This is a genomic window from Sphingomonas sp. ABOLG, from assembly GCF_003950435.1.
GTDB lineage: Bacteria > Pseudomonadota > Alphaproteobacteria > Sphingomonadales > Sphingomonadaceae > Sphingomonas > Sphingomonas panaciterrae.
Genome location: NZ_QQWW01000013.1, coordinates 45,722 through 63,138 on the forward strand (window position 1 = coordinate 45,722; position 17,417 = coordinate 63,138).

The 17,417-nt window shown below is 67.1% G+C and carries 14 protein-coding genes; 2 read left to right on the forward strand and 12 right to left on the reverse strand.

What is annotated here, in order from left to right; translation table 11 throughout:
- Positions 1–93: 93 nt before the first annotated feature.
- Positions 94–1,779: a M1 family metallopeptidase gene (locus CA236_RS14425; RefSeq protein ID WP_125946105.1), complete on the forward strand. Its 1,686-nt coding sequence runs from the start codon at positions 94–96 to the stop codon at positions 1,777–1,779.
- Between the two features lie 6 nt (positions 1,780–1,785).
- On the opposite strand, the gene CA236_RS14430 is transcribed toward CA236_RS14425, so the two are convergent.
- The 12 genes from CA236_RS14430 to CA236_RS14485 form a co-directional block, all read right to left on the reverse strand.
- Positions 1,786–3,678 carry an XrtA/PEP-CTERM system amidotransferase gene (locus CA236_RS14430; RefSeq protein ID WP_125946106.1) on the reverse strand — a complete coding sequence of 631 codons (1,893 nt, stop codon included), beginning with the start codon at positions 3,676–3,678 and terminating at the stop codon, positions 1,786–1,788.
- A complete protein-coding gene (gene xrtA / locus CA236_RS14435) occupies positions 3,678–5,156 on the reverse strand; it encodes an exosortase A (protein WP_241212676.1) in 1,479 nt (492 codons plus the stop codon). The genes CA236_RS14430 and xrtA overlap by 1 nt, the downstream gene beginning before the upstream one ends.
- Positions 5,157–5,203: 47 nt before the next feature.
- Positions 5,204–6,343: a TIGR03087 family PEP-CTERM/XrtA system glycosyltransferase gene (locus CA236_RS14440; RefSeq protein WP_125946108.1), complete on the reverse strand. Its 1,140-nt coding sequence runs from the start codon at positions 6,341–6,343 to the stop codon at positions 5,204–5,206.
- 1 nt (position 6,344) lies between these two features.
- Positions 6,345–7,358: a FemAB family XrtA/PEP-CTERM system-associated protein gene (locus tag CA236_RS14445; protein ID WP_206430583.1), complete on the reverse strand. Its 1,014-nt coding sequence runs from the start codon at positions 7,356–7,358 to the stop codon at positions 6,345–6,347.
- Positions 7,359–7,366: 8 nt separating this feature from the next.
- Positions 7,367–8,206, reverse strand: coding sequence for an XrtA system polysaccharide deacetylase (locus CA236_RS14450; protein WP_241212677.1), 840 nt, complete (start codon positions 8,204–8,206; stop codon positions 7,367–7,369).
- A gap of 1 nt (position 8,207) precedes the next feature.
- A complete protein-coding gene (locus CA236_RS14455) occupies positions 8,208–9,272 on the reverse strand; it encodes an AAA family ATPase (protein WP_125946109.1) in 1,065 nt (354 codons plus the stop codon).
- A gap of 11 nt (positions 9,273–9,283) precedes the next feature.
- Entirely contained in the window at positions 9,284–10,924 is a 1,641-nt protein-coding gene (locus CA236_RS14460; RefSeq protein WP_125946110.1) for a hypothetical protein, read from the reverse strand.
- Positions 10,908–12,041: an AAA family ATPase gene (locus CA236_RS14465; RefSeq protein ID WP_125946111.1), complete on the reverse strand. Its 1,134-nt coding sequence runs from the start codon at positions 12,039–12,041 to the stop codon at positions 10,908–10,910. Before CA236_RS14465 ends, CA236_RS14460 begins: the two co-directional genes overlap by 17 nt.
- Entirely contained in the window at positions 12,038–13,561 is a 1,524-nt protein-coding gene (locus CA236_RS14470) for an XrtA system polysaccharide chain length determinant (protein ID WP_125946112.1), read from the reverse strand. The genes CA236_RS14465 and CA236_RS14470 overlap by 4 nt, the downstream gene beginning before the upstream one ends.
- A gap of 12 nt (positions 13,562–13,573) precedes the next feature.
- Positions 13,574–14,221 carry an XrtA/PEP-CTERM system exopolysaccharide export protein gene (locus CA236_RS14475; RefSeq protein WP_046411593.1) on the reverse strand — a complete coding sequence of 216 codons (648 nt, stop codon included), beginning with the start codon at positions 14,219–14,221 and terminating at the stop codon, positions 13,574–13,576.
- A gap of 100 nt (positions 14,222–14,321) precedes the next feature.
- Positions 14,322–15,542, reverse strand: coding sequence for a pyridoxal-dependent decarboxylase, exosortase A system-associated (locus CA236_RS14480; protein WP_125946113.1), 1,221 nt, complete (start codon positions 15,540–15,542; stop codon positions 14,322–14,324).
- Entirely contained in the window at positions 15,539–17,062 is a 1,524-nt protein-coding gene (locus CA236_RS14485; protein ID WP_125946114.1) for an AMP-binding protein, read from the reverse strand. Before CA236_RS14485 ends, CA236_RS14480 begins: the two co-directional genes overlap by 4 nt.
- 79 nt (positions 17,063–17,141) lie before the next feature.
- Here CA236_RS14485 and CA236_RS14490 point away from each other — a divergent pair, with 79 nt between their 5' ends.
- Entirely contained in the window at positions 17,142–17,414 is a 273-nt protein-coding gene (locus CA236_RS14490) for an acyl carrier protein (RefSeq protein ID WP_125946115.1), read from the forward strand.
- The last annotated feature ends 3 nt before the right edge of the window (positions 17,415–17,417 follow it).

A 17,417-nucleotide genomic window follows, 5' to 3' on the forward strand; every position in this document is an offset into this window, starting at 1 on the left:
CGATTTGCAGTGTATATGGGGTGGCGCGCTTGTCCATCAATCGCCGCATGTCGCTTGCGGAGCCGATAACGTGCTGCAGCATTCTTATTCTGCATGATCTCGCTTCTTCTGCTGATCGCGGCGGCATCCTCGCTGCCGGACAAGGGCCAGCCACCACTGACCGCCCAAACCCGAATGTCCGGCGGACCGAGGCCGGCCGAGCAGACTGCGGTCCGCTTTGACCACGCCGACCTGTCGTTCGAAGTCGTGCCGCGGCAGCGCCGCATCCGGGGCGATGCGCTCCTGACCTTCACCGCGCGCGCGCCATTGGCACGGCTGGTGATCGATCTGGATCGCAATCTTCCCGTATCATCGATCGCGATCGACGGATCGCCCCTGTCGAAACGGGCGTGGAGCAATCCCGAGGGGCAGCTGGTCATTGCGCTGCCGAAACCGTTGGCCGCCGGCGAGAAGGTGCAGGCGCGGATCACCTATGGCGGCACGCCGCACGTCGCGCTGAACGCCCCCTGGGATGACGGTATCGTCTGGAGCAGCACGCCCGATGGTCGCCCTTGGGTCGCCACCACCACGCAGGGCTATGGCTGCGACCAATTATGGCCATGCCTCGACTTCCCTTCGGGCGAGCCGGCGCTGGTCGATCTCCACATCACCGTACCACCGGGGCTGAAGGCGCCGTCGAACGGGCGGTTGATCGGCGTCGATACGCTCAGCGACGGGCGGACGCGCTGGAACTGGCGCGCCCGGCAGCCGAATACCTATGCCATCGCGCTCGCCGTGGGACCGTTCGAGGAACTCACCGGCACGTACCGCAGCCGCTACGGCAACGAAATCCCGCTGTATTACTGGTACTTGCCCGGAAAGACCGAACAGGCGAAGGCGTTGTTCGCCGAATTTGCGCCGACCCTCGACTTCTTCGAACAAGTCATCGGCCCCTACCCTTTTGCCGATGAAAAGGTCGGCGTCGTCGAAACGCCGCACATGGGCATGGAGCACCAGACCATCAACGCCTATGGCAACAATTACGCCAAGGCACCGGAAGGCTTCGACTGGCTGTTTCACCATGAGTTCGCGCATGAATGGTTCGGCAACCAAGTAACGGCGGCGAACTGGGATGATTATTGGCTGCATGAGGGCTTTGCCCAATATATGCAGCCATTATACGGTCTCTGGCGCGAGGGCGACGCGCGTTACCTCACCATGCTGGAGACACAGCGCAACCGGATCACCAATCGCGCGCCAATTGTCCGGGACAAGTTGCTGAGCGAGGAGGAGGTGTATGAGCCGTCCCTCGGGGGCGCGGGGACCGACATCTACTATAAGGGCGCGCTGACACTGCACACGCTGCGAGGGCTGATCGGCGATGACGCTTTTTATCGTGCGATACGCCGGCTGGTCTACGGCCGTAAAGATCCTGCACCCGGCAACTTCCGGCCGCGTTTCGGCTCCACGCGGGAGTTCGAGGCGATCGTAAAGGAGGAAAGCGGCCAGGATCTCGGCTGGTTCTTCGATGCCTATCTTCGACGCGCCGAACTACCCGACCTGACCGTACGGCGTGACGGTGACACGCTGCGGCTGGAGTGGCGCGAGGGCAGTCGCTTCCCGATGCCGATGGAGGTGAAGATCGGCGATCGCGTCGAACGGATCGCGATGGCGGGTGGCAGCGGGACCTTGACCGTTCCTGCGGGTCAGCATGTTGTGGTCGACCCGATGGCGCGGGTGCTGCGCCGTTCGTCAGCGGTGGAGCAATATCAGACGTGGCAGGCGCGCGCGCGCCAGTAGTGCTGGTCAGCCGAACAGCCGCCGCAGGCTTCGTTCCAGCATCACGAACTGCCACAAGGTCCGTCCATGCTCGGCCCGGCCGGAGCGATGCGCTTCGGCGAGATCCGCCAGCGCGGCAAGATCGAACCAGCCGGTATCCGCGAGGGTGCGCGACCGTGCGAGAGCCGCGGCTTCCCCGGCGAGCGGCCCACGGAACCAGGCGCTGACCGGCGTCACGAAGCCCATCTTGGGCCGGTACAGCACCTGCTTGGGCAAATAGCGCTCCATCGCCTTCTTCATCAGCCACTTGCCCTCGCCTCGCCGCAGACGAAGCGAGGCGGGGAGCGACGCGGCGAAGGAGACCAGCCGGTGATCGAGCAATGGTTCGCGCGCCTCCAGGCTGACGGCCATGCTGGTGCGATCCGTCTTGGCCAGGATATCCCCCGGCAGCCAGATCTTGATGTCGGCATATTGCGCCCGGTCGATCGCGTCGCGAGCGGGGGCCGCAGCCATGGCGGCGACGTAGCGATCCTCCGCCCGATGCCCGCCGAGCGCCCGACGCGCGGCATCGGTGAACAGCCGGCGTCGCAGCGCTGGATCGGTCACGCCGACGGCGCGTGCATATCCCTCCCCGCCGTCCATCGCGAGCGACAGCAACGTCGTCTTCGCGCGCAGCGGCCGCGGCGCCCAATCCGCCTTCGGATAAGCGGCGCCTACCGCGCCGAAGACCCGACGGCGCCACTCAGCGGGAAGGATCGCGCGCACGCGTTCCTCCGCCGCCTGGAAACGATAGCGACGGTATCCGGCGAATATCTCGTCCGAGCCATCACCCGACAGCGCCACGGTCACCTTCTCCCGCGCCAAGGCACAGACCTGATAGGTGGCGAGCGCGGACGCGTCAGCGAAGGGTTCATCAAAGGCGGCGACGATGCGGTCGATCAGACCGAAATCGTCGGATCGGACCACCCGCTCGCTATGATCGGTGCGAAAGCGATCCGCGACCAGCGCAGCATAGCCACGCTCGTCATGGCCTGCCTCGTCAAAGCCGATCGTACAGGTGCGCACCGCCTGTGGGGTCGCCTCCGCCATCAGGGCAACCACCGCCGAACTGTCCACCCCGCCCGACAGGAACGCACCCAATGGTACATCCGCGACGAGGCGCGACCGCACCGCGGTGCGCAGATGGTCGACCAGTTCCTCTTCCAGCGCGCGCACCGAGCCACGCCGCCGATCGGCAAAGGATACGTCCCACCATTGAATGGGTGCGGGGACAGGCTTGCCGCGCTCCACCAACAGGTAGTGGCCGGCGGGAAGCTTACTCACCCCGGCGATGATGCAGGCGTCATCCGGCACATAGCCGAAGGCCATGAAGTCCTCGACCGCGCGCACGTCTGCGACGCGGCGCAGCAGCGGGTGCGCCAGCAACCCCTTCAGCTCGGATGAGAAGGCCAGCGCCCCATCAGCAAGGCGGGCATAGTGTAGCGGCTTCACGCCCAGTCGGTCGCGCGCCATGAACAGCCGCTGCGATCGCGAGTCGTGCAGCACGAAGGCGAACATCCCGTCGAGCCGGTCCAGCATCGCCGGGCCCCAGGCGGACCATGCCGCCAGCAGCACTTCGGTGTCGCCAGCGGTCTGGAACGCCCACCCCTTCGCGCGAAGCTCCGCGCGCAATTCGCGATAATTGTAGATGCAGCCGTTGAAGAGCACCGACAGCGCGCCCGAAGGATCGTGCATCGGCTGCGGCGAGCCTTCGACGTCGATGATCGACAATCGCCGGTGACCAAAGCCGACGCCCGGCGCGGTCCACACCCCCTCCCCGTCGGGGCCGCGCGCGGCCATGGCGTCGATCATCGTGCGGATGCGCGCGGGATCGACCGGCTTGGGCGTCTCGGGATAATAGAGACCGGCGAGGCCGCACATCAGCGCATCACCGCAGCGGTTACCTCATCGAGCGGGCCAAGTGCCGCGCGGAAACGTGCCACGTCGGCTGCCGGATCGACATCGGGCGCCTTCACCGCGGACAGGTGAAGCGCGACCGCCCCCGGCTCACCACCGAGCAGACGGGCGCGCAGTGTGGCGAGTTTGACGATGGCGGGCTGGCTGGTCACGATTCCGCCGACCCGGTACCATGTGACCACGAGACGCTCCACCGGCTTCCCATCGCTTGCCGCCGCGGTGATCCGCATGGCCGAACCACCGTCTATTGGCGGCGGGTTTGCGATACGGACCCAGCGATCCCCTTCGCGCAGGACGCCGGTGCCATAGGAGATGATCTCCTTGCCCTCTTCCTGGTGGCCGAACACCGCGATCGCCACGTCGACGGCGCGCCCCTGAGCATCGACGTAGCGGCCGATCACCTGATGATCGGCAGAGGGATAGAAGGGTTGCCACGACGCCCGGGTGCTCAGCGGCGCGCGCGTCCAGCCCGGCACCTCCGGCAGGTCGATCCCCCTCGGCAACGGTTGCGTTCGCGCGCCAAGTCCGCCGGCCCATGCCGGGAAGATCGCGGTGGTGGCGATCACTAGAAGGGCGGCGACCGGCGCGGTAATGACCCTGGTCGAAGGCGCTGGAAGCGTGGCAGGATCAAAAGCGGGATCATCGGGCGCTCGGTCGAACCACCGCCAGCCGACCGCCATGACGACGGCCATGACAAGCGCGAAGAACAGCCAGCCGTACACGATGTGGTCAAATCCGGTGGCGGCCTGGAGCCCGACGAGTTGCGCAGCGTAGATCGTGCCGAACGCACGCACCCCGTTGGCGAGCACCGGCAGCACCAGCGACACCGCAAGGAATATAGCCCGGCGGCGGCGCGACCGGAAGCAAGTGTTCGCCACCAGCGCGGCGAAGGCGAGCATCGACAGCACGAACTTCGACCCGGAACATGCCTCTGCCACTTCAAAATAATAGGGGCCTGCATGGATCAGGACGCCGTCCGCCGCGGCCGGCACACCGGCCAGATGCAGGAGCGGCATGACGATCCGCACCGTCACCTGTTGCAGCGGCGGCTCAAGCCATTCGCCGAAGGGGATCGCGAAAAAAGCGTAAGCGAGAGGAAAGAGGAGCGCGCGGCCGACATGCGGCCCCAGAATGGTGACGACGGCACCCTCAAGCGTGATCAGAACGCCGAAATGACGCGCAGCCGCAACCCCGGCGGCCTCCCCCATCAGCCATCCCGCCCCGCCAGCCGCCACCAGCGCGAGGCCGGGCCACCAGGCGGCGGGGCGCAGCGCGGCAAGTTCCCGCCCCCGCGTCCAGACGAGCCACCCGACCACTGGCAGGATGAACAGGCAGTGGCCGTAGGTCGTACTGGTCCACCACAGCGTCAGCAGGTCGGCAACGTCGCGACGGAACAGCAGGAGGATCGCCGCCGACGCCAGCACAAGCAACGAGAGATGCACCCTCCACGCTGCGGCTGCCGGGGCAGCGGGGCGAGAGAGCGCGAGCCTCATGCCGGCCCCAGACCGAGAAGCGTGTCGAGCGGCTTCAGCCGGGCATCCCAGCCGTAGCGGCCGATCACCTGCCGCCGCGCAGCTGTGCCGAGTTGGTCGGCCTGCTCAGGGCCGGCGAGTAGTTCCCGGATCGTGGCCGCATAATCCTCCGGCTGCACCGCGAGACGAAGGGTGCCGGCATGATCGATGCCCTCCGCCGCGGCAGGGCTGGCAACCACCGGACGAGCCATCGCCATTGCCTCCAGCACCTTGTTCTGGATCCCGCGCGCGAGATGCAGCGGTGCAACGACGACGTCCGCAGCGGCCAGCCAGGAGCGAACGTCGGCGACCTCCCCCGTCACCGTGACGCGGGGGCCAGCCAATGCGCGAACCCGGGGCGTGGGCGCACGACCGACAATCGCGAAATGCGCATCGGGGAGCAGCGGCATGACCCGCTCGGCAAACCAGGCAACGGCGTCCACATTGGGGCGATAGTCCATCTGGCCCGTGAAGACGATCAACGGATGGGCTGCGGGCACCGGCGTGACCAGCGCCGGATCGTAGCGGAGCGTGTCGATGCCGTTTTCGACAGCCAGGCTTCCGGGAAGAAGCGCGGCCTCGGGTTCGCTGACGAACAGGCTGGCGGTAACGCGACCCGCAACCTGCCGCTCGAACGCGTGGAGCAGCCGTGCCTCGCGCTGCATCATCCACCGCATCGGTCCGTGTGCATCGGCGGCGTAGGCGGCGAACTTCGCGGAATCGAGATCGACGAAATCCATGATGACGCGCGGGAACTGCCCCGGCAGATATTGCGCCATCTGCCCCGAAAAGGCGTAGATCGCGTCGATCGACCGGCGGGCGAGCAGATCGTTCACCGCGGTCTTGATCCGGCAGTCGGCGAAGGCAGTCAGCGACACTGGGCGACCGGTGGCGAGTGCCTCGGCCGCGGCACGCACGTGCGGCTTGGTCCGGCGCACCAGGATGCATTCGTCGACCCGCGCTCGGTGCTCTGGCGCAATGGCTCCGTCCTCCTCGACAAAGGCGACCAGATGCACCCGCGCCCGCGCTGCCAGATACAACAGGATGTTGAAGCTGCGGATGCGATCGCCGCGGTCAGGCGGGAACGGCGCACGATGCGCCAGGAACAGGATCTCCACCCTAGCCGAGCCCGCGGCTGATCCAGGGACCGACAAGTGTCGCCAGCGGAAGCGGCAGTTTCTTCCACCCGCGCACCATCAGGGCATATTTCGGGTTGAGGGGATTAACCTCTCGCGCGGGGCCGTCCGACCATCGCGCGTAGGTCAGCGGCACGCCCTCGAACCCCCAGTTCTTCTTGAACGCCGCGGGCCCGGTCCCCGTCTTGGACCGGCCAAAGTCGAAATGCGTGCAGCCACGCGCGCGGGCATGCGCCATCAGCGCGAAATACATCCGGTCATTGGCGCGCAGCGCACGCGCCGCCACGGTGCCGCCGCCCCAAAAGGGATAAGCCACGCCGTTGAAATACAGGCTGAGGACGCTCGCCACGGCGCGGCCCTGCCAGCGCACCGTCAGAATGTCACTGTCGAGACGCGCCAGCGCCTCGGTAAAGAGGCGGCGGGGAAACACAGGCGTGCCCAGGTTGCGAACCGAGTCGGCGTATACCCGGTAATGTTCGCCAGCGAGTTCAGCGCCGCCGGTGACCACCTCAAGATCGCTGGTGAGCGACTTGCGCACCTCGGCGCGCTGCTTGCGGGGGATGGCGAGCAGTTCGGCGTCGTCATCCGCCGCGAGCGGTCGCGCAAAGCCGAGATAGCTGCTGCTGTCGCTCGACCAGCCGTCCGGCACCGGACCGCCGCGCAACTCCACGGAGGGACAGCCAAGCGCGCGGGCGGCGGCGGCGAGCGGCCGGGTGCCTTCGCCCAGCACGCCCCCGCCGACGGCGAAGCCAGCCGATACCAGCGCCTTGCCGAAGAGGGGGGACCGCATCTCGGTCAGCGGCAGCAGGCCGATAATTACTCCGTCGCGTTCGGCGATCAGGAAACGGCCACGCTGCCCGCAACCCACCTCCACCGCTTTCGTCCAGCCGGTCAGATGAAAGGGGGTGGCATCCGGGTGCGCGCGCACGAAGGCATCTATACGCTCATCCTCGCCGACGGCATCGCGAACGAGGACCCGGTCCGCGACGGCACCCAGCGCGCCGCTCACCAGCGCCGTTCCTGCACGGCCACGGCGTCGACACGGCCCCAGCGATGGCGTCCGAGCAGGCGGCGCAACTTGCCGGCCATGGCGCCGAGCCGGCTGTAGTGCCGCAGCCTGGAGCGAAGCGGGGCTCCAGCGACGCGCGGCTGGGCCGGATCGACCTCCCAGGGATGAAAGTAGAACATGCCCGCGTGGCCAGCCTGGTTGGACTGGCGTACCGCCGTGTCGGTCAACGCGGCCGGCAGCAGGCGGAAGAAGCCACCTCCGACGGCCATGCGCCGACGCGCCAGCTCGGCAGTGGAAACCGGCAGCTCGATCAACGATGCGTCGGCGAGGGGTCGCCACGGAAAACGTGGGCTCTCCCGCCAGCCATAATGGTCATGCGCCACAGGGGCCACGCTGGAGGAATAGGCATAGCCGTCCTCCGCCAGCACGGGATGCGCCCATGGCGTGCGCGTGTCGATGGAGAAGCTGGGCGCGCGATAGCCCGTCACGGCGACGCCGCCGGCATCCTCCAGCGCGATCCGTGCCCGCTGCAGATCGGCACGGAACTGGTCCGCGGTCATGGTGAAAACCCGCTGATGATCCCAGCCGTGGCTAGCGACCTCATGCCCTTCGGCAACGATCCGCCGGATCAATGCCGGGTGACGATGCGCCACCCAGCCGAGCGTGAAGAATGTGGCCGTCACCCCTGCCTCGCCGAACAGGTCGAGGACGGTGCCGGTGTTCGCGACGACCCGGCTTTCGAGGCGATCCCAGTCGTTCTTGTCGATGGTGCGTTCGAAGGCGCCGACCTGGAACCATTCCTCCACGTCGACCGACATTCCGTTGACGATGGGCATGTCATGCAGCCGCGCCGCGTATTGCCTCCAGGCTGCCGCGCGGGGCGGGCGTGTCGCTTTCCACCCAGTCGACCAGCAGCGTGAGGATGCGGCGCAGGGCGGCATCCTGCTCCTCCACCCGCGACTCCAGCGCGGCAATGCGCTGCCGCAGCTCGGCGTCGGTGTCGGCGCTAGGAGACACGGCCTCCAACGGCGCGGACCGGATCGGGTCGGGCACGGCGCGCACCGCCGGCGTCACCCGTGCAGCGCTCGGCAGGTCCTTGGCGGCGTCGGCGCGCACGGTGTTGACCAGCGCCGCATCGATCACCGTCGCGTCGGTGATCGCTGCGTGCAGCAGGACACGGCCCATCAACTGGTTCAACCGCCGCGGTACGCCGCCGGTCGCACGGTGCAAAACCTGGAACACGTTGTCGGCGAAATCGGGTGTGCCCTTCCACCCCGCAATGCGTAGCCGGTGGGCGACGTAATCGGCGACTTCCTCTGGCTCCATCGGGTCGAGATGATGGATGGCGATCACGCGCTGGCGCAGTTGCTCCAGCCGGTCGGATCCGTTCAGCCGCTCGCGGAACTCGGGCTGGCCCAGAAGGAATATCTGCAGCAGCGCGCGGTTGCCGGCCTGGAAGTTGGACAGCATGCGAAGCTCTTCGAGCGCCGACACAGGAAGCGCCTGCGCCTCGTCGACGATCAGCAACGTGCGCCGGCCAGTCCGCGCGACTGCGTGAAGCCCGCGTTCGATCAGCGTCAGCAGCTCGGCCTTGGTTCGGCCTACGGGATCGATATCAAGCCCGCTCGCCACCACCCGCAACAGATCGTCCGCCTCGATCGCGGTCGACACGATGGTAATGACCGAAAGGTTCGCCGGATCAATCTGTTCGGTCACGTGGCCCACCAGCGTCGTCTTGCCGGCGCCGATGTCGCCCGTGATGACGATGAAGCCCTCACCCTGCGCAAGGCCATAGCCGAGATAGGCCATCGCCTTCTTGTGCGTGGCCGAATCGAACCAGTAACGCGGGTCCGGCGTCAGCTGGAACGGGCGTTCGGTCAGGCCGAAATGATCCTCGTACATACCAAGCTTCCTCAGAAGGTATAACGCGCGCCGAGCAGCGCCTGTGCCGACCATTGGCTATCGAAGCGTTCCTGGTCGAAGGTGTAAACGCCCAGCGACGCCACCGTGCCGATCCGGCCGAACTGGTGGCTGTAGGTGCCCGTGGCGCCCAGGTTGAACACGCCGTCCGCGCCCGGCAGCCCGCTTTCATAATAATTGGCGAACAGATTGGCATCGACCTGCGACACGCGGCTGAGCGCGCGTGACCAGAAAAGCTGCGCATAATAGCTTTCGTCGGTGATCCCGTAGGCGACGGTCCCCTCCGCAAGCTGCGGCACGTTGAGCCGGCGGTTGGCGTAGCCCGCGCCAAAGCCATATGCGGTTCGGCCACGACGGGTGGAGATCACGCCGTCGATGCCCCGCGCGCGATAGCTGGCGGTGGAGATCGACTGGAAGACGTCGTTGAGACATGCCCCTGCGCCGCCGACGGCGCCTCCGCCGGGGTTGCCGCCGAAGACACAGCCGTTGAACTGCTGACCGAACGGGTTGGCCGAGCCCTGAAAGGCGGTGGGCAGATCGCGCAGGCCGTTGCGCAGCTGTCGCCCGAACGTACCGATGCCATCGTACAGCACGATCTGGAGCCCGCTGTCGCGCGCGATGTTCCAGTTGAGCGAGCCGAAATAGGTGTCGCCGCCATAGCGGTATCCAGCGTTGGCCTGAAGCTCGAGCCGGGGGCTGGGCCGCCAGATCACCCCGGCATCGTAGATGAGGCCGTCGGTGTTGTAGGCGATCCGCGCTGGTGAGCCCGGATCAGTCACGAAGCGTCCGTTGCGATCGATCACCGGATTGCCGCTCGCGTCGAGCAGCGCGTCGCGCTGGGTCGTTTCGATCTTTTCGTAGCCCGCGCCCGCCCGGAGCGCGACGGTGCGACTGACCGGCACCGTCACGTCGCCCCGCGCGAAATACCCCTCGTATGTCTGGTCGAGCTGGCCCGCCTCCTCGCGTTCATACGCGCCACTGACCGTCACGCCGACGGGCAATACGGTGCCCGCCGCAACGCCGGCCGACGCCTGCGCCACGACGTTGCGCGAATCATCGTAGTAATCGAGCCGCTGCTGCCCTGGTGCGACCCCAGTCGCACGCGGCGCTTCCACCTTCGTGTAGCCGGCAAAGGCGGATGCTGCGATCCGCACTGGCCCGGCCTGCGTCGTGACGCTGGGACCGGCGTAGAGCGAATAGACCTGGGTCAGATTGTCGGCCGGCCCGACAAATGTGCCTGGCGCCGCACCGCGAATGTCGCTGCGCGCCCGCGTCGCGATGGCACCGCCCTCGATGGAAAAGCCCGGGGCGACCCGCGCCGAGGCACGGGCGAGGCCGGTGTGCACGCTATCGTCGGCGTAGCGATCGTTCCACTGGATCCGCCGTTCGTAGCGGTAGCTGACCTGCCCCTCGACATTCCGGCCCGAGACGCCGGCATCGACCCCGACCGCAACCTGAGAATAGGTCAGCACTTCATCGTTGGTGAGATCCGCTGCAACGACCTGCGAAAGCTCAACATAAGGCTGCACATAGCGGGTACGCGCCTCGGCTCCGCCGGACGCCACCAGCGCCGCCAGAGCCACGCCGCCGGCCAAGTGATGCCGCACGCCCACCGGGTTACCCCTGATGACCATAATAGCTGCCAAAGCGGCCGCCGCCCGGCTCATAGGACCGCGAATTCAGCACCAGACTGATCTGTTCACAACCGTCGAGCAGCGCGACGGCCTCGCGCACATCCGCTTCCGTGGTCCGGTCGGCACGAACGACCAGCATCACCTGGCCGACCAGCAGGGCGAGGACGGAGGCTGGCGACGCGGCGAGCGCCGGCGGCGTATCGAATACGATGATGCGGCGAGGATCGTTGGCCAGCAGCTGATCGATCACGTCGCCGGTCCGCGCGCTGGCGAGCAGTTCCGTATCGGAATGGCTGCGCTTGCCGGCGGGCAACAGCGACAGTTGCGGCACGTCGGTGCGGACGACAAACGCCTCGGGATCGAGCGTTTCGTCCGCCAGGATGTCGAGCAAGCCGGTTGAATCATCGAGCCCGAGCGAGGCCATGATGTCGGGCTTCGCGAAGTCGCTGTCGACGAGCAGCACCTCGACATCGCGCTCGGCGGCGAGGCTGATCGCGAGATTGATCGCGCAGAAGGTCTTGCCGTCACCAGGCTTGCCGGACCCCACCAGGATCGTGCGGGACCGCTCGCCCAATGGCCCTTTCGCGATGGCGCGGGCGTTGAGCAGCAGCTGCCGCTTTACCAGCCGGAACTCCTCGGCCAGCGCGCCGATCGGTGCGCCCGGGACGAGCATGCCCTTCTCCGCCAGCATTGCCCGATCGATCCGCGCGATACCGTCGTCGTAGAGGATCGGCGCATCTTCTTCCTCGGCCCCAGCGCGAAGCTCGGGCGGAATGGCCATCAGCGTTGCGGCGGCCATCGGTGACAGAGCCTCGGCCCCCTCCGGCGCAGGCGGCGCAGCAGCGAGAAGGTCAAAGGTGAGGTCGAGCGGCTCGTCGTCAGCCGACGGTTGATCATGCGGCGCCGCCTCTGGCACGGTAGCGTCGACCGGGTCGTCCGCAGCGGGGGGCAAAGCAACAGGATCGTCGGCGAGCAACCGGGTGGCGACCGGATCCTGCGCTGGCGCCTCCGGCTCCGACGCCGGCACCACGTCGCGGCGGCGGAGGTGAGCGCCAAAGTCATAGACCTGCGCTGCACGCTCGATCAGCGACTCTTCGCGCTTTCTGGCGTTGGTCATGCCGCTAATCCCCGCTGGAGCATTTCGACGCCAAGCAGCGCCACGTAGCTGACACCCAGCGCGCCGACGCCGCCAGCAAACAGCTTCAGGCGCTTGCGCCGCAGTTCGGCCTGCCGACGCGTCAGCATTTCGCCGATCGACCCGATCACCGGCATGCCTGACGCCTTCTCCAGCCGCTGCGCCGTCGGGAACGTCGCCTGCACCCGGGACATGGCGAACGCGCCGCCGATGCCGCCAAAGATGCCGGCGATCAGCACGCCCGTCAGCAACAGCACCCGGTTGGGCGCGGACGGAGCGCGCGGTTGGGTGGGCGGATCGATGACCGAGAATTTGACTGCGTCTGTCTGGGTCTGGGCCTGGCTGCGCAGGTTCACCTGTTCGCGCTGTGCGAGCAGACGATCGTATTGATCCTTGAGCACCGTGTAATTGCGCTCGATCTCCCCCTGTTGCGCGGCGACCTCGGGATCCTCGGTCAGCTTCGCGTTCAGCGTGTCGAGATCACCCTGCAATTGCTGGCGACGGATGCGCAGCGCAGCGACATTGGCCTGACGGTCCGCCATCATCGATTGCAGCGACACATGGGCGGGATTCGGGACCCCGCCGGCGGCAGCGGCGCCCGCCGGTTCGCTGCGCGCAGCGGCCTGTGCCTGGGCGAGTTGGGCCTTCAGGGCCACCACGTCCGGATGATTATCGGTATAGCCGCGGCCACGCGCGTCGGCGAGCTGGCCCTGGATCGCAGCGACCCGCGCGCGTGCAGGGCCAACACCCGGCGCACCGCCCCCGCCGCCCGCGATCGTTGCAGGCGTACCGGCGAGTTGCCCCTGCAACGCAGCGAGGCTGGTCGAGGCAGCGGCGAGATCGCCGTCCACCTGGTTCAACTGAGCGCGCGCCGCGCCGATGCGGTCGCTGACCGATCCGGTGCCCGGCAGCGAGCCGAGGTAGCGGTTCTGAAAATCGGCGCGCTTCGCCTCGGCATCCTGCAGCTTGCCGCCGAGCGTTTCGAGCTGGCCGTCGAGGAACTGCAGCGTCTGGCTGCTCTGCTGGCGGTCGTCCGACAGGTTGGTTTCGACGAAGATGTCGATCAGCTTTTGGGTGATGCTGGTGGCGAGCTTCGGCGACGCTGCGGTCGAGACGATCTCGAAAAGATTGTCCTGCTGCGCGGTGATCTTGATCGCATTCTGCAGCCCGGCAGCACGATCCGCGATGTCGCGATCGGACGAGACCGTCTTCGCCAGGTCGGTGCCGCGCACGACCTTCTGCAGGTTGACCGACGAGGTCAGCGTCTGGCGCACGGTATCGATGTCGCGCTGCTGGTCGCCCATCGCCGAAGGGTCAGCGCCGGCGGGCAGGATGGAGCGCATCTGAACGAATACGCGCGCCCGGCTTTCATACCGGCTCGGGATCTGGCTGACGGCGAGCCAACCCAGGATGCAGATGCCCCAGGCGATCGCCAGCGCCAGCCAGCGCCGCGTCCAGATCGCATGGGCCGCGATCCTGATCTCTTCGTAAAGGCCGGTCACGCGATCGTCCTTTTAGAACATGCTCTCGGGGATGATGATCACATCGCCCGGTTCGAGCCTGACGTTGGCGGATGAATCGCCGTTCTTCAGCAGCCGGTTGATGCTGAGCTTATATTCCTTTTGCTTGCCGGTCGCGCGATCGTAGCGGATCAGCCGCGCGCGGTTTCCGGCGGCATATTCGTTCAGTCCCCCGACGGCGATCATCGCGTCGAGCAGCGTCATGTTGGCGCGATAGGGTAGCGCGGCCGGCTTTTCGGTCGCACCGACGATGCGGACCTGCTGGCTGTACGTTCCCGAAAAACTGTCGACGATGACGCTGACGATTGGGTCCTGGATATATTCCGCGAGCGCCAGCTTCATGTCGTCGGCGAGCATCGCCGGGGTCTTGCCAACCGCCGGCATGTCGTTGACCAGCGGCGTCGTGATGCGGCCGTCGGGGCGCACCTGGACCTTGGCCGACAGTTCCGGGTTGCGCCACACGAAGATCTGGAGCGAATCGAGCGGACCGATGACATATTCCTCGCCCGGTTGCTCCTTGCTGGCGACAAAGGCGGCCGGCGGCAGTTCGGGTCGGGCGCCGCCATTCGTCGCGCAGCCCGCCAGCATGGTGGCGGCCAGCAAGACCGGTGACAGCAAACTCAACCCACGCGAAACACGCATCGAAAAACCTCCGTCGGGCGCACACAACCGGCACGGAAAACATGGTTCCCGACCAGCATCGCTCACGGTCAACTATGTAAGTAAGATGTGAAGATAGCGTTTAGGGGCGCTGGACGACACACTCTACCGCCGGGGGGTGTCCCAGAAAGAGACCGGGGCTCGCCGTCGCGCCATAGGCACCAGCGATAAAGATCGCAATCGTGTCGCCGACATCGGCACGCGGCAGGGCGACCTTGTCGGCGAGGCGATCGAGCGGGGTGCACAGGCAGCCGACCACCGACACCTCCTCGTCACCCGCCTCGGCCATGCGGTGCGTCACAGCGACTGGATAGTTGCGCCGGACGACGGTGCCGAAATTACCGCTGGCGGCGAGCTGGTGGTGAAGCCCGCCATCGACCACCAGGAAGGTTTCGCCGCGGCTTTCCTTCCGGTCGATGACTCGGGTGAGATACACGCCGCTTTCGCCGACCAGCCAACGGCCCAGCTCGATGGCAAAGGTCGATCGAAGCCGGGTGCGACTTAGGGCGTCACCAAGCGCCGCGCCGATCGCTGCCAGATCGATCGGCGTGTCGCCGGCAAAATGCGGGATACCGAAACCGCCCCCAAGATTGACCAGGGGCGGCATATGCCCCGCCTCGTCGCTGAGACGTTCGGCGAGTGCGAGCGTCGCGGCCTGTGTCTCGATCAGCGCCTGGCTGTCGAGCGCCTGGCTGCCAGCGAAGATGTGAAAACCGCGCCAGTCACCCCCACCAGCGACGATCGCCCGCACGAGAGCGGCGGCCCGTTCCGCATCGACGCCGAAGGGTGATGGGCGCCCGCCCATCTTCATGCCGGACCCCTTGAGCTCCATGTCCGGATTGACGCGAACCGCGAGCCGCGGCGCTGTTCCAAGTCGCCCGCCGATCGCCAGCGCGCGCGCCGCCTCCCCTTCGGATTCCACGTTAAGCGTGGCGCCCGCAGTGATCGTAGCCTCCAGTTCCGCATCGCGCTTGCCCGGACCGGCAAAGCTGATTGCGCCGGCTGGCTTTACGCGCAGCGCCTTGTCGAGTTCGCCGGCCGACGCGACGTCCAGACCGTCGACCAGCGGCGCCATCGCCTGAAGCAGCGCCGGGTGCGGATTGGCCTTGATCGCATAATGAAGATCGACAGCCGGGAAGGCCGCGCGAAAAGCGCGTACCCGGTCGGCCACGATCGCTGGATCATAGACAAAGAGCGGCGATCCGTGTGCGGCCACCCATGCCGACGCGGCGCGATCGCCGATCATCAGCTCACCGCGCTGAGCGGCAAATTCCGGGGGTAGCGGCCCGAATGGCTTGCTCATGCTTTTTCCTCGCCGAGCGCGGCAGGCGCCTGCCGCGACAGCATCGCCGCGCGCAGCCCCGCACGGTCCAGCTTGCCATTGGCGTTGCGCGGCAGATCGTCGCGCCACTCGAACTGCGCCGGCTGCATGAAATTGGGCAGATCTCGCCGCAGTCGGTCGCGCAACGCGGCTTCGTTCGCCGGATCACCCCGCACGATGACCATGATCGTCTGGCCCAGGCGAGGATCGGGAACGCCGATCGCCACCGCCTCCAACGCCTCGCCGCCGGCCACGATTGCTTCCTCCACCTCGCCCGGGCTGATCCGGTTGCCCGCCGACTTGATCATCTCGTCGTCGCGACCGACGAAGCGGAGCAATCCGTCCGGCCCGCGCAGCGCGGTGTCGCCCGACCAGACAGCGACGCCGCCATAGCGCGAAAAGCTCGGGGCCGCGCGAAAGCGTTGCGCGGTCCGTTCGGGATCGCGCCAATAACCCTGCGCTACCAACGGTCCAGCATGGACGAGCTCCCCCGCCTCTCCCGGACTGGCCTCGCCGCCGTCGGCGCGGACGATCATCACCTCGGCATGGGGGACGGCCGCACCGATCGCATCCGGATGAGCATCGACCAGCGACGGATCGAGGAAGGTCGATCGAAACGCCTCGGTCAGGCCATACATCGGGTACAGATCAGCCCGCGGAAAACGCGCGCGCAGGTTGCGGACGAGCCGGGGCGTCAGCGCGCCGCCGGAATTGGTCAGCCGTCGCAGCCTGGCCGCCGTTTCGGTTGGCCATTCCGCCTCAAGCAACTGAACCCACAGCGGCGGGACGCCTGCCAGCGTGGTGGCACCGACACGCTCCACGCCCTTCACCACGTCGCGGGGCGTGAGATAATCGAGCGGAGCGACGGTGGCGCCGGCCGCCCAGGTGGAGAACAGCTGGTTCTGCCCATAGTCGAAGCTGAGCGGGAGGACGCCGAGCACCACGTCGTCGGATGCGAGGCGCAGATAATGCGCCACGCTGTTGGCGCCGAGCCACAGGTTCGCGTGGCTGAGCATCACGCCCTTCGGCCTGCCGGTGGAGCCGGACGTGTACAAAATGGCCGCAAGCGAATCCGGGTCGGCCGCGGACGGGGGGATGGACGGCCCGTCTCCGGCCAGCACGTGAACGGCGATGCCGGTCGTGTCCGCCGGATCGAGAGTCGCCGCCCGCGCAGGCTGGGTGAGCAGCAGCCGGGTACCGCTGTCGGCGAGGATGTGCGCCACCTGCGCGCGTTTGAGCAACGGGTTGATGGGCACGTGCACCAGACCTGCGCGGGGCGCGGCCAGCGGCATCAGACATGCCTCGCGCGTTTTGGGCAGCCAGGTGGCGACTCGGTCGCCCGGCGCGAGGCCCTGTGCCGCCAGCCAGCCGGCGAGCCGCGCCACGCGATCCTCAAGCTCGACGTAGCTCAGCGTGCCCGAACGATCGACCAGCGCGGGCGCGTCTGCTGCACCCGCGAGAACGTGATCGATCGGCTGCGGAAAGGGGTCGAGCGGCACCATTGCGCCATCCTTGCCCCGGAAAGTTGCGGAATCCATCCCCCCGGCTTAACGGCGGTGCAACAAAATTGAGGGGACGCAGGTGATTCCTGAAGGCAAGCCCGAAGTTGACGCCACGTTGCGCGCGATACTCAAGGACGTGCTTGGTCTGTCGAACGAACAGGTGGCTGGGTTCGACGATACCACCCCGCTGTTCGGCGCGTTGCCGGAGCTCGATTCGATGGCGGTCGCCGGCGTGCTGACCGAGATCGAGGATCGGCTGGGCATCGTGATCGACGATGACGAGGTCGATGGCGAGATGCTGGAGACATTCGGCGCGTTGAGCACCTTCGCGTCCGCCAAGGCGCTGGTCTGAGCG

Coding starts and splice junctions, on each gene's coding strand:
- CA236_RS14425 (WP_125946105.1), top strand. CDS start 94: ATGATCTCGCTTCTTCTGCTGATCGCGGCGGCATCCTCGCTGCCGGAC.
- CA236_RS14430 (WP_125946106.1), bottom strand. CDS start 3,678: ATGTGCGGCCTCGCCGGTCTCTATTATCCCGAGACGCCCAAGCCGGTC.
- CA236_RS14450 (WP_241212677.1), bottom strand. CDS start 8,206: ATGCCCATCGTCAACGGAATGTCGGTCGACGTGGAGGAATGGTTCCAG.
- CA236_RS14455 (WP_125946109.1), bottom strand. CDS start 9,272: ATGTACGAGGATCATTTCGGCCTGACCGAACGCCCGTTCCAGCTGACG.
- CA236_RS14460 (WP_125946110.1), bottom strand. CDS start 10,924: ATGGTCATCAGGGGTAACCCGGTGGGCGTGCGGCATCACTTGGCCGGC.
- CA236_RS14465 (WP_125946111.1), bottom strand. CDS start 12,041: ATGACCAACGCCAGAAAGCGCGAAGAGTCGCTGATCGAGCGTGCAGCG.
- CA236_RS14475 (WP_046411593.1), bottom strand. CDS start 14,221: ATGCGTGTTTCGCGTGGGTTGAGTTTGCTGTCACCGGTCTTGCTGGCC.
- CA236_RS14480 (WP_125946113.1), bottom strand. CDS start 15,542: ATGAGCAAGCCATTCGGGCCGCTACCCCCGGAATTTGCCGCTCAGCGC.
- CA236_RS14485 (WP_125946114.1), bottom strand. CDS start 17,062: ATGGTGCCGCTCGACCCCTTTCCGCAGCCGATCGATCACGTTCTCGCG.